The sequence below is a fragment of the Streptomyces sp. ISL-98 genome (assembly GCF_018614055.1).
Classification (GTDB): Bacteria; Actinomycetota; Actinomycetes; order Streptomycetales; family Streptomycetaceae; genus Streptomyces; species Streptomyces spiramyceticus.
In genome coordinates, this window is sequence record NZ_JAGGPB010000016.1 from 99,897 (window position 1) to 119,771 (window position 19,875).

Annotated in this window: 19 protein-coding genes and 1 tRNA gene; 11 read left to right on the top strand and 9 right to left on the bottom strand. The window is 68.8% G+C overall.

Annotated features, from left to right (window positions below):
* From J7I98_RS12205 to pknB, 5 genes are all read left to right on the top strand, one after another.
* Entirely contained in the window at positions 1 to 510 is a 510-nt protein-coding gene (locus J7I98_RS12205; protein WP_214920669.1) for an FHA domain-containing protein, read from the top strand.
* 129 nt (positions 511 to 639) lie between these two features.
* Positions 640 to 2,154, top strand: coding sequence for a Stp1/IreP family PP2C-type Ser/Thr phosphatase (locus tag J7I98_RS12210; protein ID WP_214920670.1), 1,515 nt, complete (start codon positions 640 to 642; stop codon positions 2,152 to 2,154).
* 22 nt (positions 2,155 to 2,176) lie between these two features.
* Positions 2,177 to 3,574: an FtsW/RodA/SpoVE family cell cycle protein gene (locus J7I98_RS12215; RefSeq protein WP_214920671.1), complete on the top strand. Its 1,398-nt coding sequence runs from the start codon at positions 2,177 to 2,179 to the stop codon at positions 3,572 to 3,574.
* On the top strand, positions 3,571 to 5,028 hold the full coding sequence (locus tag J7I98_RS12220; protein ID WP_214920672.1) for a penicillin-binding protein 2: 1,458 nt from the start codon (positions 3,571 to 3,573) through the stop codon (positions 5,026 to 5,028). Before J7I98_RS12215 ends, J7I98_RS12220 begins: the two co-directional genes overlap by 4 nt.
* Positions 5,029 to 5,199: 171 nt before the next feature.
* The gene (gene pknB / locus J7I98_RS12225; RefSeq protein ID WP_214920673.1) at positions 5,200 to 7,212 is read left to right on the top strand and encodes a Stk1 family PASTA domain-containing Ser/Thr kinase; all 2,013 of its coding nucleotides are present in this window, start codon (positions 5,200 to 5,202) and stop codon (positions 7,210 to 7,212) included.
* Positions 7,213 to 7,334: 122 nt separating this feature from the next.
* Here pknB and J7I98_RS12230 read toward each other — a convergent pair whose 3' ends face one another.
* The 6 genes from J7I98_RS12230 to J7I98_RS12255 are packed head-to-tail and all read right to left on the bottom strand — an operon-like array spanning position 7,335 to position 11,779.
* On the bottom strand, positions 7,335 to 8,075 hold the full coding sequence (locus J7I98_RS12230; protein ID WP_214920674.1) for a class E sortase: 741 nt from the start codon (positions 8,073 to 8,075) through the stop codon (positions 7,335 to 7,337).
* Positions 8,076 to 8,120: 45 nt separating this feature from the next.
* Positions 8,121 to 9,440 carry a class E sortase gene (locus J7I98_RS12235; RefSeq protein ID WP_214920675.1) on the bottom strand — a complete coding sequence of 440 codons (1,320 nt, stop codon included), beginning with the start codon at positions 9,438 to 9,440 and terminating at the stop codon, positions 8,121 to 8,123.
* Positions 9,437 to 10,075 (bottom strand): aminodeoxychorismate/anthranilate synthase component II, encoded by a 639-nt coding sequence (locus J7I98_RS12240; RefSeq protein WP_214920676.1) that lies wholly within the window; start codon positions 10,073 to 10,075, stop codon positions 9,437 to 9,439. Before J7I98_RS12240 ends, J7I98_RS12235 begins: the two co-directional genes overlap by 4 nt.
* Positions 10,072 to 10,242, bottom strand: a complete 171-nt coding sequence (locus tag J7I98_RS12245) for a hypothetical protein (RefSeq protein ID WP_214920677.1) — start codon at positions 10,240 to 10,242, stop codon at positions 10,072 to 10,074. Before J7I98_RS12245 ends, J7I98_RS12240 begins: the two co-directional genes overlap by 4 nt.
* Before the next feature lie 59 nt (positions 10,243 to 10,301).
* The gene (locus tag J7I98_RS12250; protein ID WP_214920678.1) at positions 10,302 to 10,991 is read right to left on the bottom strand and encodes a class E sortase; all 690 of its coding nucleotides are present in this window, start codon (positions 10,989 to 10,991) and stop codon (positions 10,302 to 10,304) included.
* A 20-nt stretch (positions 10,992 to 11,011) separates the two neighbouring features.
* Positions 11,012 to 11,779, bottom strand: a complete 768-nt coding sequence (locus J7I98_RS12255) for a DUF881 domain-containing protein (protein WP_214920679.1) — start codon at positions 11,777 to 11,779, stop codon at positions 11,012 to 11,014.
* Between the two features lie 136 nt (positions 11,780 to 11,915).
* On the opposite strand from J7I98_RS12255, the gene crgA reads away from it, so the two are divergent.
* Complete coding sequence (gene crgA, locus J7I98_RS12260) at positions 11,916 to 12,173, top strand: cell division protein CrgA (protein WP_214920680.1); 258 nt, start codon at positions 11,916 to 11,918, stop codon at positions 12,171 to 12,173.
* Positions 12,174 to 12,457: 284 nt separating this feature from the next.
* On the opposite strand, the gene J7I98_RS12265 is transcribed toward crgA, so the two are convergent.
* Together J7I98_RS12265 and J7I98_RS12270 are read right to left on the bottom strand one after the other, a co-directional pair.
* Complete coding sequence (locus J7I98_RS12265) at positions 12,458 to 13,351, bottom strand: rhomboid family intramembrane serine protease (RefSeq protein ID WP_214920681.1); 894 nt, start codon at positions 13,349 to 13,351, stop codon at positions 12,458 to 12,460.
* A 113-nt stretch (positions 13,352 to 13,464) separates the two neighbouring features.
* Positions 13,465 to 13,992 (bottom strand): peptidylprolyl isomerase, encoded by a 528-nt coding sequence (locus J7I98_RS12270; RefSeq protein WP_214920682.1) that lies wholly within the window; start codon positions 13,990 to 13,992, stop codon positions 13,465 to 13,467.
* Between the two features lie 311 nt (positions 13,993 to 14,303).
* On the opposite strand from J7I98_RS12270, the gene J7I98_RS12275 reads away from it, so the two are divergent.
* From J7I98_RS12275 to J7I98_RS12285, 3 genes are all read left to right on the top strand, one after another.
* The gene (locus J7I98_RS12275; protein ID WP_308377733.1) at positions 14,304 to 15,026 is read left to right on the top strand and encodes a DUF5324 family protein; all 723 of its coding nucleotides are present in this window, start codon (positions 14,304 to 14,306) and stop codon (positions 15,024 to 15,026) included.
* Between the two features lie 159 nt (positions 15,027 to 15,185).
* Complete coding sequence (locus J7I98_RS12280; protein WP_214920684.1) at positions 15,186 to 16,943, top strand: histidine kinase; 1,758 nt, start codon at positions 15,186 to 15,188, stop codon at positions 16,941 to 16,943.
* Positions 16,944 to 16,968: 25 nt separating this feature from the next.
* Positions 16,969 to 17,628, top strand: coding sequence for a response regulator transcription factor (locus J7I98_RS12285; protein WP_214920735.1), 660 nt, complete (start codon positions 16,969 to 16,971; stop codon positions 17,626 to 17,628).
* Between the two features lie 56 nt (positions 17,629 to 17,684).
* On the opposite strand, the gene J7I98_RS12290 is transcribed toward J7I98_RS12285, so the two are convergent.
* A tRNA-Ala gene (locus J7I98_RS12290) sits at positions 17,685 to 17,757 on the bottom strand.
* A 163-nt stretch (positions 17,758 to 17,920) separates the two neighbouring features.
* Here J7I98_RS12290 and J7I98_RS12295 point away from each other — a divergent pair.
* Entirely contained in the window at positions 17,921 to 18,469 is a 549-nt protein-coding gene (locus J7I98_RS12295) for a DNA-binding protein (RefSeq protein ID WP_214920685.1), read from the top strand.
* Positions 18,470 to 18,500: 31 nt separating this feature from the next.
* The gene (locus J7I98_RS12300) at positions 18,501 to 19,871 is read left to right on the top strand and encodes a serine/threonine-protein kinase (RefSeq protein ID WP_214920686.1); all 1,371 of its coding nucleotides are present in this window, start codon (positions 18,501 to 18,503) and stop codon (positions 19,869 to 19,871) included.
* Positions 19,872 to 19,875 lie beyond the last annotated feature (4 nt).

A 19,875-nucleotide genomic window follows, 5' to 3' on the forward strand; every position in this document is an offset into this window, starting at 1 on the left:
ATGTCAGAGCTGACCCTGACGGTCATGCGGCTAGGTTTCCTGGCTGTTCTGTGGCTGTTTGTGATTGTGGCCGTCCAGGTCATCCGCAGCGATCTGTTCGGTACGCGGGTCACGCAGCGCGGCTCACGCCGTACTGCGTCCGCCGACGCCAGACCGCCGCAGACCGGACGCCAGCAGCAGGCCGCGGCACCGCCGCAGCAGCGCCAGCGCCGTGGCGCCCCGACCAAGCTGGTGGTGTCCGAGGGCACCCTCACCGGCACCACGGTCGCCCTCCAGGGGCAGACCATCACGCTGGGGCGGGCGCACGACTCGACCATCGTGCTGGACGACGACTACGCGTCCAGCCGCCATGCCAGGATCTACCCGGACCGGGACGGCCAGTGGATCGTCGAGGATCTGGGTTCCACCAACGGCACCTACCTCGACCGGACCCGGCTCACCACCCCGACACCCATTCCGCTGGGTGCGCCGATCCGCATCGGCAAGACCGTCATCGAGCTGCGGAAGTAGTACGACAATGAGCGAGCGGAGCGAGCGAGCCGCGGCGGTCCCGACAGCGGATCTCCGAAGGCTCCCGACCGGAGGGTGGGCAGTGTGGCTCGAGACCGGTTGTACCCGGAGCCGACGGGCGAGGTGCGCATGAGTCTGTCTCTGCGCTTCGCCGCCGGATCGCACAAAGGCATGATCCGGGAGGGCAACGAGGACTCCGGCTACGCCGGCCCCCGCCTTCTCGCCATTGCCGACGGCATGGGAGGCCAGGCCGCGGGCGAGGTGGCGAGCTCCGAGGTCATCTCGACCCTGGTCACGCTCGACGACGACGTACCGGGCTCCGACATCCTCACCTCGCTCGGCACGGCCGTACAGCGTGCCAACGACCAGCTGCGCATGATGGTCGAGGAGGACCCCCAGCTTGAGGGCATGGGCACCACGCTCACCGCCCTCCTGTGGACCGGGCAGCGCCTCGGCCTCGTACACGTCGGCGACTCGCGGGCGTACCTGCTGCGCGACGGCGTGCTGACGCAGATCACCCAGGACCACACCTGGGTGCAGCGTCTCGTCGACGAGGGGCGCATCACCGAAGAGGAAGCCACCACCCACCCGCAGCGCTCCCTGCTGATGCGCGCACTGGGCAGCGGCGACCATGTCGAGCCCGACCTCTCCATCCGTGAAGTCCGGGCCGGCGACCGCTACTTGATCTGCTCGGACGGCCTGTCGGGCGTCGTCTCCCACCAGACGATGGAAGAGACCCTCGCGAGCTACCAGGGCCCGCAGGAGACCGTGCAGGACCTGATTCAGCTCGCTCTGCGCGGCGGCGGTCCCGACAACATCACCGTCATCGTCGCGGACGTCCTCGACGTCGACGGCAACGACACCCTGGCCGTCCAGCTCAACGACACCCCCGTCATCGTCGGCGCGGTGGCCGAGAACCAGATCCAGCAGGCCGCCGCCGACAGTGCAGCAGCCATGCAGACCCCCGCGGGCCGCGCGGCGGGCCTCGGCCGGCCCGTGCCCCCGCAGTCCTCTCCCGGCGGCGCATTCGGCCCGCCAGGGAGCGGTGACAACGACGGATACGGTGGGGCGCCTCCCGGCGCCTTCGGGGCGTACAGCGACGAGGACTTCATCAAGCCCCGTAGCGGCCGTAAATGGTTCAAGAGATCGCTCTACATCGTGCTCGCGCTCGCCGTAGTGGGCGGCGGTCTGTACGGCGGCTACCGCTGGACACAGACCCAGTACTACGTCGGCGCCAGCGACGAGCACGTCGCGCTCTACCGGGGCATCAGTCAGGACCTCGCCTGGGTCTCCCTCTCGGAGGTCGAGAAGGACCACCCCGAGATCGAACTCAAGTACCTCCCGCCCTACCAGCGCAAGCAGGTGGAGGCGACCATCACCGAGGGCAGCCTCGACGACGCTCGCGAGAAGGTGGCGGAACTCGGCACTCAGGCGTCCGCGTGCAAGAAGGACGAGGAGCGCCGTAAGGCAGAGCGCGAGAACAACGCGCGTACGGGCGAGGGCGAGGCGGGCGGCACGACCGGCTCCGGCGCCACGACCCAGTCCACCAAGACCAAAATTCCGACGGCGACAGCAACGCCCACTCCTGGCCCCAGCCTCTCCGAGGAAGAGCAGAAGCTGGTCTCGCAGTGCGGTAAGCCGTAAAGCCGTAGGGGGCCTTACCACCATGAGCGTTGTCACCAACACGACCACCATCGGCGCGATCGAAGCGCCGAGCCGCCGCAACACCGAGCTCGCGATGCTCGCGTTCGCGGTCATCATCCCGGTCTTCGCGTACGCCAACGTCGGCCTCGCCAAGGACGGCAGCCTGCCCGCCGGCATGCTCGGTTACGGCGTGGGGCTCAGCCTCCTCGCGGGCGTCGCGCACCTGATGGTGCGTAAGTTCGCGCCGTACGCCGACCCGTTGATGCTGCCGCTGGCCACCCTGCTCAACGGGCTCGGCCTGGTGCTGATCTGGCGGCTCGACCTGGAGCCGTCCATCACCACCGCCGCGGTCGGCGGCGCGATGGCGCCCAAGCAAATGATGTGGTCGGCGGTCGGCGTCGCCCTGTTCCTGTGCGTCCTGCTGTTCCTCAAGGACCACCGCGTACTCCAGCGCTACACGTACATCTCGATGGTCGTGGCCCTCGTGCTGCTGATCCTGCCGATGTTCTTCCCCGGCGTGAACGGCGCGAAGATCTGGATCACCATCCCCGGCCTCGGATCGCTCCAGCCCGGCGAATTCGCGAAGATCATCATCGCGATCTTCTTCGCCGGCTACCTGATGGTGAAGCGCGACGCGCTCGCCCTGGCCAGCCGCCGCTTCATGGGCATGTACCTGCCCCGCGGCCGTGACCTCGGACCGATCCTCGCGATCTGGGCCCTCAGCCTGATGATCCTCGTCTTCGAGACCGACCTGGGCACCTCGCTGCTCTTCTTCGGCCTCTTCGTGATCATGCTGTACGTCGCCACCGAGCGCACCAGCTGGGTCGTCTTCGGCCTCACCCTCAGCGCCGCGGGCGCCGTCGGCGTCGCCTCCTTCGCCACCCACGTACAGTCCCGCGTCGACAACTGGCTCAACCCCCTCGCCCTCGACAACGGCGGCGTCACCGAGACCGCCCAGGCCGTGTACGCCTTCGGCTCCGGCGGCCTCTTCGGCTCCGGACTCGGCCAGGGCTACTCCCGCCTGATCGGCGGCATCGCTCCCAAGAGCGACTACATCCTCGCCACCGTCGGCGAGGAGCTCGGCCTGACCGGCCTCATGGCGATCATCCTGCTGTACGGCCTCCTCATCGAGCGCGGCGTACGCACGGCACTCGCCGCCCGCGACCCCTTCGGCAAGCTCCTCGCGATCGGCCTCTCCGGCGCCTTCGCCCTCCAGGTCTTCGTCGTCGCGGGCGGCGTCACCGGTGTCATCCCGCTGACCGGCATGACGATGCCGTTCCTCGCGCAGGGTGGCTCCTCCGTGATCGCCAACTGGGCGCTCATCGCCATCCTGCTGCGCATCAGCGACACCGCCCGCAGGCCCGCGCCCGCCCCCGCCCCGTCCCCCGACGTCGAGATGACCCAGGTGGTCCGACCGTGAACAAGCCCCTGCGCCGGGTCGCGATCTTCTGCGGCCTGCTCGTCCTCGCCCTGCTCGTACGCGTCAACTGGGTCCAGTACGTCAAGGCCGACGAGCTCTCCAAGGACCCCAACAACCGCCGCGTCCTGATCGACCGCTACGCCCACAAGCGCGGCGACATCATCGTCCAGGGCAAGGCGATCACCGGGTCCAAGGAGTCCAAGAGCGGCGACTTCAAGTTCCAGCGGACGTACAAGGACGGCCCGATGTGGGCGCCCGTCACCGGCTTCACGTCGCAGCGGATGGGCTCCAACCAGATCGAGTCGATCGAGGACGGGATCCTCACCGGCACGGACGACCGGCTCTTCTTCGACCGCACCCTGTCGATGTTCACCGGTGACAAGAAGCAGGGCGGTCACGTCGTGACCACCCTCAACGCCGACGCACAGAGGGCCGCTTTCCAGGGCCTCGGCTCCCGCAAGGGTGCCGTCGCGGCGCTCGACCCGAAGACCGGGGCGATCCTCGCCCTGGCCAGCACCCCTTCGTACGACCCGTCCCTTGTCGCAGGCAACACCGACAAGGACGTCGAGAACTGGCAGAAGTACGAGAAGGACCCGGACAAGCCGACGGTGAACCGGGCGCTGCGCGAGACGTACCCGCCCGGCTCCACCTTCAAGGTCGTCACCGCGGCCGCCGCTCTTGAGCACGGCCTGTACGACGACGTCGACGAGAAGACCAGCACGCCGCTGCCGTGGAAGCTGCCCCTCTCCACCAAGAACCTGGAGAACGAGGGCAACCTCCCCTGCAAGGACGCCACCCTGCGGGTCTCCCTGAAGGTGTCCTGCAACACCGTCTTCGGCAAGGTCGGCGCCGACCTCGGCAACGACAAGATGCTGGAGACGGCGGAGAAGTTCGGCTTCAACAAGCAGCAGTTCGTGCCGGTCCGGTCGAACGCCAGCGTCTTCTCCAAGGACATGGACAAGGCCCAGACCGCCCTCTCCTCCATCGGCCAGTTCAACACCGCCGCCACCCCGCTCCAGATGGCCATGGTGGCCTCGGCGATCGCCAACGACGGCTCGCTGATGAAGCCGTACATGATCGACCGGCTCACCGACCCGCACCTGGATCTCCTGGAGAAGACGAGCCCGGAGGAGATGAGCCGCCCGCTCTCCGCCGACAACGCCCAGAAGCTCCAGGAAATGATGGAGACGGTCGTCAAGGAGGGCACCGGCACCAGGGCTCAGATCGCCGGCGCCACCGTCGGCGGCAAGACGGGCACCGCCCAGCACGGCGTCGACAACAGTGAGAAGCCTTACGCCTGGTTCATCTCGTACGCCAAGACCGACCAGGGATCGCCCGTCGCCGTGGCCGTCGTCGTCGAGGACGACGACGCCAACCGCGAGGACATCTCCGGTGGCGGTTTGGCCGCCCCCATCGCCAAGAGCGTGATGAAGGCGGTACTCGACAGCAAGTAGTGACGCCGGTCACGCTTCGGCCGCGTACGCCCATGTCGCGGTACCGGTCGGGTATCAGCTGACAGTCACGGGCGGATCAGGTACGGCGTGCCCGGTACCGTATGCGCGAACAGCACACCGCCGGACCACGCACAGGTGCGGTCGGGACAGACGGAGAGGGCTGGATTAGCTATGGAAGAGCCGCGTCGCCTCGGCGGCCGGTACGAGCTGGGCTCGGTGCTCGGCCGTGGTGGCATGGCCGAGGTCTACCTCGGACACGACACCCGGCTCGGCCGCACCGTCGCCGTGAAGACGCTGCGGGCAGATCTTGCCCGCGATCCGTCCTTCCAGGCCCGGTTCCGCCGTGAGGCCCAGTCGGCCGCCTCGCTCAACCACCCGGCAATCGTCGCGGTCTACGACACCGGCGAGGACTACGTCGACAACGTCTCCATCCCGTACATCGTGATGGAGTACGTCGACGGATCGACCCTGCGCGAACTGCTGCACTCCGGCCGCAAGCTGCTGCCCGAGCGCACCCTGGAGATGACCGTAGGCATCCTCCAGGCGCTCGAGTACTCGCACCGCGCCCAGATCGTCCACCGCGACATCAAGCCGGCGAACGTCATGCTGACGCGCACCGGCCAAGTCAAGGTCATGGACTTCGGCATCGCCCGCGCCATGGGCGACTCCGGCATGACGATGACGCAGACCGCCGCGGTCATCGGCACCGCCCAGTACCTCTCGCCCGAGCAGGCGAAGGGCGAGCAGGTCGACGCACGATCCGACCTGTACTCGACCGGCTGCCTGCTCTACGAGCTGCTGACCGTACGGCCGCCCTTCATCGGGGATTCCCCGGTCGCGGTCGCCTACCAGCACGTACGGGAAGAGCCTCAGCCGCCGAGCAACTTCGACCCCGAGATCACGCCCGAAATGGACGCCATTGTCCTGAAGGCGCTGGTCAAGGACCCCGACTACCGCTACCAGTCGGCCGACGAGATGCGCGCCGACATCGAGGCCTGCCTCGACGGCCGGCCCGTCGCCGCCACGTCGGCCCTGGGCACGGTCGGCTACGGCGGCTACCCGGACGACCAGCCGACCACGGCCCTGCGCCCGACGGACGCCGGAGCGGGCGCCACGTCGATGATGCCGCCGGTGAACCCGGGGGACGACGGCTACGGCTACGACGACCCCCGGGACCGCCGCAGGCAGAAGAAGAGCAACACCTCGACGATCCTCCTCGTCCTCGCAGGCATCCTGGTCCTCGTCGGCGCGATCCTCATCGGCAGGTCCCTCTTCGCCGGTGAGAACAGCACCAGCGATGTGACAGTGCCGCCCCTGGTGGGCGAGACACTCACCAAGGCGAAGGATCTCGGCACGAACTCCGACCTCACGGTCGAGGTCGGCGAGCGCAAGAGGTGCGAGGAGCAGCCCAAGGGCAAGATCTGCAGCCAGAGCCCGGCGAGCGGCACGGAGGTCGAGGAGGGCTCGACCGTCACGGTCGTCGTCTCCACGGGTGCCCCTCTGGTCAAGGTCCCCGACGTCACGGAACAGTCGAAGGCCAGGGCAACCGAGAACCTCAGGGCCGAGGGCTTCAAGGTCGACACCGAGTCGGTCGAGTCCGAGAAGCCGGCAGGCACGGTCATCAAGCAGAACCCTGAGGGCGGCACGAAGGCGGAGACGGGCGCGACGGTCACCATCTCTGTCGCCAAGACCTCCAAGGCCGATGTCCCGACCGTGGTCGGCCAGGACTTCGAGGCGGCCAAGAAGCAGCTCACGGATCTCGGCTTCGTCGTCGCCCGCGTCGACGAGGAGTCGGACCAGACGCCGAACTCGGTCATCAAGCAGGACCCGGTGGGCAACAGCCGGACCGACAAGGGCGGCACCATCACCCTGACCGTCGCAAAGGCCCCCGCCCAGGAGCAGGTCGCTGTACCGCCTGTGGCCGGCCAGACGCTCAAGGACGCCCGCAAGGCGATCGAGGACACCGGACTCACCGTCGGCACCATCGTCGGCCCGCAGGACGACAACGCCATCGTCGCCCTTGTCCAGCCCGCGGCCGGTACGCAGGTCCCCAAGGGCACGGCGGTCAACCTCACCACCGCCGGTGGTGGTGACGGCGGCGACAACGGCGGGAACGACGGCGGCAATGACGGCGGCAATGACGGCTTCATCGGCGGCAACTTCGGGCGCAGCCAGGGCGACTAGCCCGTAGGGCGCGCAGTAATACAGCGCGCCCAGCAATACACAGCCAATACACAGGGGCCGTGGACTTCACCGAAGTCCACGGCCCCTGTGCTGTTCCAAGCTGTCGGCCCGGTCTGCCGCCGTCAGCGCAGCTCGGCCGGCGGCGTGCGGTGCCTGTCGACCTTCTCCGTACGCTCCAGCTCGCCCCACACGACGTACCGGTGCTTCGACGTATAGACCGGCGTGCACGTCGTCAGCGTGATGTAGCGCCCCGGCTTCTTCTTCCCCGACTCCTTCGGGACCGGCTTCAGCACGTCCACGTTGTACTTCGAGGTCTCGGGCAGCTTCGCGTACACCTTGTAGACGAACCAGGTGTCCTTCGTCTCGAAGACGATCGCGTCGCCGTCCTTGAGCTTGTCGATGTTGTGGAACTTCGCGCCGTGCCCGTCCCGGTGGGCCGCCAGGGAGAAGTTGCCCTCCTTGTCGGCCGGCAGCGCGGACTTGACCGGGTCCGTGTAGTACCCGGCGACACCGCGGTTGAGGCCCTTGGAGTCGGTGCCCTTCCTGACCAGCACCTCGCCGTTCTTCATCGCAGGTACGTGCAGGAAGCCGATGCCGTCCTTGGTGTCGAGAGCGCCCGGGCCACCGGCCCAGCGGTCGCGCACCTCGTTGCCCTGCTCGTGGGCGTCGCGATCGGCGAGCACGTTCGTCCACCACAGTGAGTAGACGACGAAAAGGCCGAGGATCAGGCCTGCCGTGATCAGCAGTTCGCCGAGGACGCTGACGGCGCCCGCGATACGTCCACGAGGCCGCCGCCCCGCCGCCGGAGCGGCCGCGGGCGTGCCGGTCTGCTCGTCCTGCTCCTGCTCGGTCTTCGATGCCACCGCACTCGTCCCCGTCCTGATGTCTTCCGTCCGACCGGCTCGGTCTCAGCCGACAAGCGCGTCGGGCAGGCCCTTGCTGCGCGGCCGTTCGTCGACCATCTTGCCCCACACGATCATTCGGTACGTACTCGTGAATTCCGGCGTACAGGTAGTCAGCGTGATGTAGCGGCCGGGCTTTGTGAAACCCGAACCCGGCGGCACAGGAGCGATCACTCCGACGTTGGACGGCGAGGTCTGCGGAAGGATGCTCGCCATCTCGTACGTGTAGTACCTGTCCTGCGTCTCCACGATGATCGCGTCGCCCGGCTCGAGCCTGTTGATGTACCGGAACGGCTCGCCGTGCGTGTTGCGGTGGCCCGCGACCGCGAAGTTCCCCTGTTTGTCCGACGGCATCGCCGTCTTGAGCTTGCCCTCGGCGTAGTGGCCGACCATGCCGTTGTCGAGGACCTTGGGCTTGTTGATGCCCTCGGCGATCGGGACGACGACGTCCAGCTTGGGGATGTGCATGATGGCGAAGCCCTGGCCCGGCTCGAAGGCGCCCGGTTTGCGCTCGCCCTTCGCCCAGCCGTCCTGGATCTTGTCCGTCTCCTGGCCCGCGAACAGATCGGCACGGACATTCGTCCACCACAGCTGGTACGTCACGAACAGCAGCATCAGGACGCCGAGCGAGATGAAGAGCTCGCCGACGACGCGGCTGGCGACGACGGCGGGGCTGTCCTTGGCGGCGCGGGCTGCACGCCTGGCCTCCATGCGGGAGAGCGGCGCCGCCGTCTCGTCCGCCTTGGCCTGTGTATCCGGCCTGTCCGGCTTGCCCTTCGGCTCCTTGGTGCCGCGGCCTTTGGCAGCCCTGCGGCGCTCCGCACGGCCCCCTGTGGGCGGCGGCGGGGCCTTCTGCTCGGCTATTCGCCGGGTGTCGGCGGTACGCAGCCCCACGGTCTCGTCGTCGTAGACAGGGGCCGCCGGCTCCGGGACCGGCTCGTACGCCGGTACCGGTATCGGCTCGGGCGTCTCTACCGGCTGCTGCACGGGCCGCTGTGTCGGCTGCTGTACGGGCCGCGGCTGTACGGGCGTCTGAGGCTCCTGTACGGGCGCCTGCTGGCCGTACCACTCCTGCTGGTAGCCCTCGGGGTCGTACCACTCCCGAGGCTGCTGCACGGGCTCCTGCGGCTGCGCCTGCGGCGCCTCGTTCTGCGGCCGCACCGTCGCCGACCGGAACCACGGCGAGCCCTCCTGCCCCGGCAGCGGATCGTTCAGCGGATCAGCGAGCTGGTCCACCGCCGCCTCGAACGCGCCCGCCGCCTCGTACGCACCTTGCTCGTACGAGGCAACGCGGTCGGCGTCGTGTTCGGGGCGGAGGGCCGTCACGCGGCGGCCTTGCCCACCACCGGCGCGAGCCCGGCCGATCGCTCCACCGCTCCCGGATCGCCGCACTGGGCAAGCCAGTTGGCCAGCATCAGATGCCCGTGCTCCGTGAGCACCGACTCGGGGTGGAACTGCACGCCCTCGACCGGCAGGTCACGGTGCCGCAGCCCCATGATGATCCCGTCGGCCGTCCGCGCGGTGACCTCCAGCTCGGCCGGGATCGTGTCCGGTTCGGCTGCCAGCGAGTGGTAGCGCGTCGCCGTGAAGGGCGAGGGCAGACCGGCGAAGACGCCGGCGCCCTCGTGCGTCACGGGAGACGTCTTGCCGTGCAGCAGCTCGGGAGCCCGGTCCACCACACCGCCGTACGCCACCGCCATCGACTGCATGCCCAGACAGACGCCGAAAACGGGCACCCCTGTCGCGGCGCAGTGCCGCACCATGTCGACGCACACGCCCGCCTGTTCGGGGGCGCCGGGACCGGGCGAAAGGAGTACCCCGTCGAAGCCGTCCTGGGCGTGGCTCAGTTCCACCTCGTCGTTGCGCAGCACCTCGCACTCGGCACCGAGCTGGTACAGGTACTGGACCAGGTTGAAGACGAAGCTGTCGTAGTTGTCGACGACGAGGATGCGGGCGCTCACTGGTCCGACCCCCCGTCGACCGTCACGTCGTTGAACGGAAGCAACGGCTCCGCCCACGGGAAGACGTACTGGAACAGTGCGTAGACAACCGCGAGGATCAGTACGAGCGAGATGACCGCCCGCACCCATGCGTTGCCCGGCAGATGCCGCCAGATCCAGCCGTACATGCTGTCCCTTCCGTTCGGTCCGGGACCCAGGGTAAAGGGCAGCGGCCGGGGCACGTGGGTCAGCTGCGCAATGCGGACGGCTTGCCGTCCTCCACGGGCTGGGTCTCATCCAGGTGTGCCCACACAATCAGCCGGTGGCTGCTGCCCCACTCCGGCTCGCAGGTGGTGAGCGTCAGATAGCGCCCGGAGCCTCTGAAACCCGACTTGCGGGGCACTTCGTCGATCACACCGGTGTCGCTCGGGACCGTCCGGTACGGCTTGTTCGCGATGCGGTACGTGAACCAGGTCGTCCCGTCCGTCAGCACGACAGCGTCACCCGGCCGCAGCGTCGGGAAGTCCTTGAAGGGGTCTCCGTACGTACGCCGGTGGCCGGCGACGGAGAAGTTCCCCGTCTCCCCGAGCTGCGTCGTCCTCGCGTAATGCCCGAGCCCCTTCTTGAGGGTGTTCGTCTTCGTACCCTCAAGGACCGGCCAGTCCCAGCTCCTGCCGAGGCGCGGCACGTACATCACGGCGAAGGGCTTGCCCGGCTCGTACGCCTCAGGGGCGGGCGGCGGTCCCTTCGGAGGCGTCGTACGCACAGGGGCCGGGCTCTGCGCCCACTTGTCCTGGAGGGCTTCGATCTGGCCGTCGCTCGCGTCGTAGGCCTTGATCCCGGTCCAGAACATCACATACAGCACGAAGAGGACGATCAGGGCGCCGATGGTGATGCAGAGTTCGCTGAAGGTCCTGACGATCAGTCGCACCGACACCGGCCGGCCTCCCCAAGGGGCTACTCAACAGGCTTCGCGTAGTGGAGATCCACTGTGCCCGAGTAGCCGGGAAGAGTCATCGCCTCGTGTTCGTCGACTTTCCAGCCGAGGCCGTACGCCTTGACGTACAGCTGGTAGTTCTGGAGCTCGGGGGAGGCCGTGAGCGCGCGCTGGAGCTTCTCCCGGTTGCCGACGGCCGTGACCCTGTACGGCGGCGAGTAGACGCGGCCCTGGAGGATCAGGGTGTTGCCGACGCAGCGCACCGCGCTGGTCGAGATCAGGCGCTGGTCCATGACCCTGATGCCCATGGCGCCGCCCTGCCAGAGGGCGTTGACGACGGCCTGGAGGTCCTGCTGGTGGATGACCAGGTCGTTCGGCTGGGGCTCGGGGTAGCCGGGGTTCGCCGTGGCATTCGGCGGGGCGTCGTTGAGCGTGACGGTGAGGGCGTCGCCGGAGAGCTTCTTGGTGCCTGCGGACTGCTCCAGCGCGCTGAGCCTGGCGTCCTCGGCCTCGGTGCTGCTGTCGCCGCGCTGCGCGAGTGCGTCGACGTCTTCCCGTACGGACGCCGTGGAGTCGCCCAGCTCCTTGTTCTTGTGGCTGCGCTGCTTGATGAGGTCGGAGAGCTTCAGCAGCGAGGCATCCGTACGGATGTTGGTGCCCTTGGCAGTATTGAAGCTGGTGACGAAGATGAGGCCTGCGAGCGCGAAAACGGCAGCCGTCAGGAGCCTGACCGGCCGGAGGGCGGGGCGCCGGGCCGGCTCGGTGGGGGAGTCGGCAGAATTGCTCAACGTACCCTTATCTCCTTCCACGCCGCGGAAGCACTACGCTAACGGACGCCCGGGGGAGGCAGTGTTCCCCGTTGCGCCCCAGGCCCAGCCACAGATCCCTGCGCGGTAACGCAGCGCATCGACAGGAGAGTCCCTCGTGCCGAAGTCACGTATCCGCAAGAAGGCAGACTTCACGCCGCCGCCCGCCTCTAAGCAGGCAACGAGTATCAAGCTGACGAACCGCAGCTGGGTGGCTCCGGTGATGTTGGCGTTCTTCCTCATCGGGCTCGCCTGGATCGTGGTCTTCTACGTGACCGAGGGCGACCTGCCGATCGACAGCTTCGGCAACTGGAACATCGTGGTCGGCTTCGGCTTCATCGCCGCCGGCTTCGGCGTCTCCACGCAGTGGAAGTAGCGCGGCACACGCAGCACGCCCGAGTGCAGCGCTCCTGAGGAAACTGGGAAAAGCAAGCCTTGCCCAGGGTTATCCACAGCGTTGTCCACACTGGGGAAAAGGTCAGACGATCTGTGGATAACTCACAGCGTGTTGACGCCGGTGTGACTGCCGCCGCTTCTTGAGACATACGGCCCGCCCCTTGTCCTGACTGGGAAAACCCAGGTCAGAGCCAAGGGGCACAGCTGTTCCCCACGGGATGCGGAAGATCCGCCACTCGCTGTGGACAACGAACGCCTACGCGCTCAAGTGAGCGCGGCCGTTCTCGCCAGCACCAGGCCGACGGTTACGAGCAGGACGAGCCCACAGGTGCCGTACTGCACCAGCGCCCGGCGCTCGCGCGGGGCGTGCACCATGCCGACCGCGATGGCGGTGCCGGCGACCAGGCCACCGACGTGCGCCTCCCAGGCGATGTTGCTCATGGTGAAGGTGAAGAGCAGGTTCAGCGCCAGGAGCACCAGGACCGGCTTCATGTCGTAATTCATCCGGCGCATCAGCACGGCCGTGGCGCCGAGGAGCCCGAAGATCGCGCCGGACGCGCCGAGCGAGGGCTCGTTCGCGTCGGCGATGAGATAGGTGAGCGCGCTGCCCGCCAGGCCCGAGAGCAGGTAGAGCGCCAGGAAGCGTGCGCGGCCGAGCGCCGCCTCCAGCGGAGCACCGAGCCACCACAGGCCCAGCATGTTGAACCCGATGTGCCAGACCTCCTGGTGCAGGAACATCGCGGTGACCAGGCGGTACCACTGACCGTCCGCGACACCGACGATCTCGTTGTCCACAGGGTTGTAGGCGAGGCCGATGAGGTCCAGGTCGCGGACGAGCTGGTCGGCGGCCCGCCCGGCGATGAACACCGCCACATTGATGGCCAGCAGGACCTTGGTGATCAGGCGCGGATCGGCCGCGATCGTGCCACCCGCGAGGGTGCGCGGCCGGCTCGCGGCCGGAGCGTGGCCCGTACCGGATCCGTTGCGGACGCAGTCCGGGCACTGGAAGCCGACCGACGCGCTGACCATGCAGTCCGTGCAGATCGGCCGCTCGCAGCGGGTACAGCGGATGCCCGTCTCACGGCCCGGGTGCCGGTAACAGCTCGGCAGGCCGTTGCCGACGGCGGGCTGGTCCGGGCTTCCTGGCGGCTGGTCCATCGGTCCCCTTGGGTGCCTCTTGGCGGTACATCTCAGCGCACCGCCCCGCTATCCAGTACGGATGAGCGGGGCGGGTTGTTCCCGCAGCGGGGTGCGGGGGAAACCGGACGTACTCAGCGAGTCTCGACGACGACCGACTCGATGACGACGTCGTCGAGCGGACGGTCGGTGCGCGGGTTGGTCGGAACGTTGATGATGGCGTCCACGACCTTCTGGCTGGCCGGGTCCGTGACCTCGCCGAAGATGGTGTGCTTGCGCGTCAGCCAGGACGTCGGCGAGACGGTGATGAAGAACTGCGAGCCATTGGTGGCCGGGCCCGCGTTGGCCATCGCCAGCAGGTACGGCTTGTCGAAGGCGAGGTCCGGGTGGAACTCGTCCTGGAACTGGTAGCCGGGGCCGCCCGTGCCGTTGCCCAGCGGGTCGCCGCCCTGGATCATGAAGTCGCTGATCACCCGGTGGAAGACGGTGCCGTCGTACAGCCTGTCCCTGGTCTTCTCGCCGGTGGCCGGGTTGGTCCACTCCCGTTCGCCGGTGGCGAGCTCGACGAAGTTCTTGACCGTCTTCGGCGCGTGGTTCGGCAGGAGCCGGACCTGGATGTCGCCGTGGTTGGTCTTCAGGGTGGCGTAAAGCTGCTCGGCCACGATCTGCCTTCCTTAAGTGCTCACTTGCGTCCTGCGATCCTCCCACGGACCGGTTTGTGACGAGTAGCGCCGAACCGGCGCGCGGGACGCCGAACCGTGGCATTGTCGTCCGCAAGCTCCCCTTGCACCGTATTGCCCCAAGGTCTGCTTCATTGCCCCCGAGGTCTGCTCCCAGCACGCCCGAGATTGCCCCGAGTCGCCTTCCATGACCCGGATGCCCGCCCGCACATGCCGCGAAGGCGACCGGGAGGCATGATTTCGAAATGGGTGGAAAGGCGAAATACCGAACCGCCACCAAGGAGGAGGATTCAGTGACCCGCATCGACAGCGTGCGCGCCGCATCCGAATCGGCGAAGGGAAGCGTGCTGCACGCCGCGGAAGTGGTGGCGCCCTACGCCGGTACGGCCAAGGACCAGGCCACGCGTTACGCGCACGACGCCCGCGCACGGCTCGCGCCCAAGATGTCCCATGCCTCGCATCAGGCAGCTCGACAGGCCCGTGTCCAGTACAAGGCGCATGTGGTGCCGCGGATGGAACACGCCCGCGCACATGTGCCCCCGAAGGTCGACCTGGCCGCCCGCAAGGCCGCCGTCCGCACCAAGCACGCTGCCCGGCAGGCCGCCGACTACACGGTGCCCCGGGTGGAGCACGCGGTGGCGGCGGCAGGACCCGTACGCGAGGAGGCCGCCGCGCGCAGTGCGGCAGTGCTGGCCGCCCTGCGAGGACAGGTCACGCAGAAGGAGATCCGCAAGCTCGTCAGGAAGCACGAGCGGCGGGCCAGGGCCGGACGGATGGCCAAGGGTCTCGCGGTAATCGGCGTGCTGGCGGGCGGTGCCTTTGCGGCCTGGAAGTGGTGGGACAAGCAGGCCAACCCGGACTGGCTGGTCGAGCCCCCGGCGGCGACCGAGGTGTCCGACCGTGCGCCGCTGGCCTCGGTCGACGGCAGCGCCCAGGACACGCTGGACCCGGAGGTGCAGGCCAAGCAGGCCGAAGCCGAGGCGGAGGCGGCGAAGCGACGCGACGAGAACCAGTGACGTAACGGCTGACGTAACGGCTGAAGTCCGTACGTCCCGTACGTCGACGGGTGTCCGGGAGGCTTGTGGGTCTCCCGGGCACCCGTGTTCTCTTTCGTATCGGCAGAGCGCGACGAAGGTCGGCCGCGGCCGACACCGCCCACTGCCTAGAGTGCGGCCGTGGACGTGTCATCGAAATTCCGGGCCGCACAGCAGTGGCTCGCGGGCCCCGAGCCCTGGTCAACGCGCCGGATCGCGGGCGAGGTCGTGCTCGCCGCGATTCTGGCGCTACTGGCGGCCGGGACCCAGGAATTGATGGGCAGTACGGGACCGGCCCAGCTCGGTACGGCCCTGGCCGTGGCCGCCCTGTCGCTGCTGCGGCGCCGCCTGCCCGCGAGCGTGCTGGTGGGTGCCGGCGGGACGGCAGCGCTGGTGGCAGGGTTCGCCGCGCTGCTGGTCGTGGCGGGGTGGTCGGCGGGGCGCCGGATCGCGGGGGCAGGGCGGGCGCTGGCCGCGTTCACCGCTTCGTACGTCCTGTTCCTCACGGTCGGAGTGGTCTCCGAGTGGCCGGACTTCACGCCGCCGACGCTGATCCTCTTCAGCACGCTCTACTTCCTGGCCACGACGGTCGTCCCCGGCCTCGCCAGCCGCTACTGGACCCAGCGCCGCACCTTGCTGCACACCCTCCAGGAGCACAACGCCCAACTGCTGCGTGAGCGCGCCATGGTGGCCGGCCAGGCACGGCTGCGCGAGCGGCAGCGGATCGCCCAGGACATGCACGACAGCCTGGGCCACCAACTGGCACTGATTTCCGTGCACACAGGAGCGCTCGAAGTCGACCCGGCGCTGACAGACCGGCAGCGGGAGGGTGTCGGCGTACTGCGGAACGCCTCGGTGGCCGCGATGCACGAGCTGCGCGAGGTCGTCGGCATCCTCAGGGACGGGGTGGAGCGGGACCCGGGCATCGCACACGGTCCACCGCCGCCCGCCGACGACCCGCATCCGGCGGCGCGCGGCGCTGCGGGCATCGAGGGCCTGGTGGCGGCGGCGCGGGCGGCGGGCAACGGCGTACAGCTGCGGCGTACGGGCGAGCAGCGGCCGCTGGCCGCAGCTGCGGATCACGCGGCGTACCGCATCGTGCAGGAGGCTCTGACGAATGCGTACAAGCACGCCCCCGGCGCGTCGATCACCGTGGAACTGCGATACGAACCCGACTCCCTCGTCGTCGAGATCGCGAACGGGCCCGCCCCGGCGGACGCCCGCGATGCCGTCAGCGGCGGTCAGGGCCTGACGGGGCTGCGCGAGCGGGCGCGGCTGGTCGGCGGCATGGTCCATGCGGGGCGTACGGACGGCGGGGGCTTCCGGGTCGCGGGCGTCCTGCCGTACGGCACGGACGGCGCGCAGCAGACCAAGGAAGCGGCGCCTTACGCAGGGCCTTACGCAGCGCCTTTCGTCGACGCGGAGGACGACTTCCGGCAGCAGTCGCCGACGGTGCTTCTCGGGAACGGTGGTCCGGTCATGGACTGGACCGTTTCACAGAGGGAGCTGGCAATGGGCGGCAAGGGCACGGGGCGTACGAATGGGGTCGTGCTGGGCTGCGGGATAGCGGCGGGGGCCTTGCTCCTGCTGATGGTCGCGGGCGCTTTCGGCCTCCTCTTCATGGCGGACTCGCTGGACAAGGGCATGATCGAGCCGAGCCAATACGAGGCTGCGAAGGTCGGTACGGCCGAGTCGGAGGTCCGCGACGAACTGCCGGACGGCGAGTCGTTCCTGGCATCGGGGCTGCAGGACAAGGGGCCCACGGCCCCGAAGGGTTCCAGCTGTCTCGTCCTGATGTCCTCGGAGACCGGCGACAGCCCTACGGCAGAGCCGGTGTTCCGGTTCTGCTTCAAGGACGGCAAGCTGATCGAGAAGAAGTCGTACGACGTCGAGCGATAGATGAGCGGTGACTGTGGAAGCACACGTGACGGGTCCGCGCGTCAGAGTCGTGATCGCCGACGACGAGCCCCTCATCCGGGCCGGGATCCGGATGATCCTCACCTCGGACCGGGGGATCGAGGTCGTCGCGGAGGCGGCGAACGGCCGCGAGGCCGTCGAACTGGCGCGCTCGCACGCGGCGGACGTGGTGCTGCTCGACCTTCAGATGCCGGTGATGGACGGGCTCACGGCGCTGGCGGAGCTGGGCAGGGCGGTGCCCGCGGCGCGCGTGATCGTACTGACGACCTTCGGCGAGCGGGAGAACGTTCTGCGGGCGCTGGAGCACGGGGGCGCGGGGTTTCTCCTGAAGGACTCGGCGCCCGCCGAGCTGATCCGGGCGGTACGGGCGGCCGCGGCCGGGGACGCGTATCTGTCGCCCGGCGCGACCCGGCACGTGGTGGAGCAGCTGGCCTCGGGCCGGGCGCCGGCCCGCGCCGAGCAGGCGCGGCGGCAGGTCACGGCGCTGAGCGGGCGGGAGCGGGATGTCCTCGCGCTGCTCGGCGAGGGCCTGTCCAACGCGGACGCCGGCAAGCGGCTCCATATGAGCGAGGCCACAGTGAAGACGTATGTCAGCCGGATCCTGGCGAAGCTGGAGTGCGACAACCGGGTGCAGGCGGCGCTGCTCGCCAGGGACGCAGGGCTGTGAACCACAAAAAATACCCCTCTGACCTGCGTAAACAGGTCAGAGGGGTATCTGCGCTGTGGAGCCTAGGAGATTCGAACTCCTGACATCTGCCTTGCAAAGGCAGCGCTCTACCAACTGAGCTAAGGCCCCGGGAATGGGTGGACGTGACCGGTCGGAAACTGCACCGTGGCCACCGCCGCAGACCAGAGTACCGGGTCTCCCCCCAGATCTTGCAAAAGGATTGGGACTCCCCGTGCGCGACCACGCTCCGTAAGATGCTCGGCGAGGTTCGCAGCAGCGAAGGGGAGACGCAATGGATGCAGCGCAACAAGAGGCGACAGCTAGAGCACGAGAGCTTCAGCGCAGTTGGTACGGGGAGCCGTTGGGGGCGCTCTTCCGTCGGCTGATCGACGACCTCGGCCTGAATCAGGCCAGGCTCGCGGCGGTGCTCGGTCTGTCCGCACCCATGCTGTCCCAGCTGATGAGCGGCCAGCGCGCCAAGATCGGCAATCCTGCCGTGGTGCAGCGCGTCCAGGCTCTGCAGGACCTGGCCGGCCAGGTCGCCGACGGCAGCGTCAGTGCCGTCGAAGCCACCGACCGGATGGAAGAGATCAAGAAGTCACAGGGCGGTTCCGTGCTGAGCAACACCGGTCAGACCACTGCCAGTTCCGGAGCCCCGACCGTACGACGCGTGGTGCGCGAGATCCAGTCGCTGCTGCGCTCGGTGGCCGCCGCCGGCGACATCATCGATGCGGCGGACACTCTCGCCCCGACCCATCCAGAACTGGCAGAGTTCCTCAGGGTGTACGGCGCAGGGCGCACCGCGGACGCGGTCGCCCACTACGAGGCGCACCAGAGCTGAGAGCAGCGGACCGGGGAGCGGGCACAGCGCAATGGGTGAGATCTTCGCTGGTCGGTACGAGCTGATCGACCCGATCGGGCGCGGTGGAGTCGGCGCCGTCTGGCGGTCCTGGGACCACAGGCGTCGCCGTTATGTGGCGGCAAAGGTGCTGCAGCAGAGCGATGCGCACACGTTGCTGCGCTTCGTCCGCGAGCAGGCACTGCGGATCGACCACCCCCATGTGCTCGCCCCGGCCAGCTGGGCCGCGGACGACGACAAGGTGCTGTTCACCATGGACCTGGTGGCCGGCGGTTCCCTGGCGCATGTGATCGGGGACTACGGCCCGCTGCCGCCCCGCTTTGTCTGCACCCTGCTCGACCAGCTCCTTTCCGGTCTGGCCGCGGTGCACGCCGAAGGTGTGGTGCACCGCGACATCAAGCCGGCGAACATCCTGCTGGAAGCCACCGGCACCGGGCGGCCGCATCTGCGGCTGTCCGACTTCGGTATCTCGATGCGCAAGGGCGAGCCCCGCCTCACCGAGACCAACTATGTGGTGGGGACGCCCGGTTATTTCGCGCCCGAGCAGATGCTGGGCGCGGAACCGGACTTCCCGGCCGACCTGTTCGCGGCCGGCCTGGTCGCCCTTTATCTGCTGCAGGGTCAGAAGCCGGACTCCCAGGCTCTGGTGGAGCACTTCGCGACGTACGGCACGCCGGGCGCCCCCCAGGGCATCCCGGAGCCCCTGTGGCAGGTCATCGCCGGGATGCTGCAGCCCGATCCGCAGGCCAGGTTCCGTACGGCGACGGGTGCGCGCAAGGCGCTGACCACGGCCGTCGAGATGCTGCCCGAGCCGGCGCCGGGCGAGGAGCCGGTGGAGATCTTCGACCAGATCGGGCCGCTGCCGCCCGGCTTCGGCCCGGCAGGCCCGGAGGCGCCCGCTGCCGGCCCCGGAAGCTTCGTACAGAACGCCCAGGGCCAGGCACAGGAGCATGCGCAGGGCCATGCACAGGGCGGCCGGCAGGCGCCCGTACAGCAGCCCGCCGCGCCCGCCCCCATGTCGGAGACAGGCAGCTTCCACCTGGCTCCGCCGCCGCAGCAGCCCGCCTACCCCAGCCCGCACCCGCACCTGGCGCAGCCGTCGACTCCCCCCACATCGACGCCCACGTCCGCACCCGCGCATGCGCCCTCCCCCCTCTCCGGCGCGGCACAGAACCCCTCCCAGAGCCCCGTGGCCGCGGTCCAGTACGAACAAGCCCTTACTCGTCCATACACCGCTCAGGGCCCGGAGGTTCCCACTCCGGCTCACGCTCCCGTCCCGGCCCCGCACACGCGCCCGGGACCGCCCCCGAAGGTGACGGTCCCGGTGCTGCTGCTGGCGCTGGTCTGTTTCGCGGTGGGCATCTGGGCGCTGACCCAGACCTGACGCC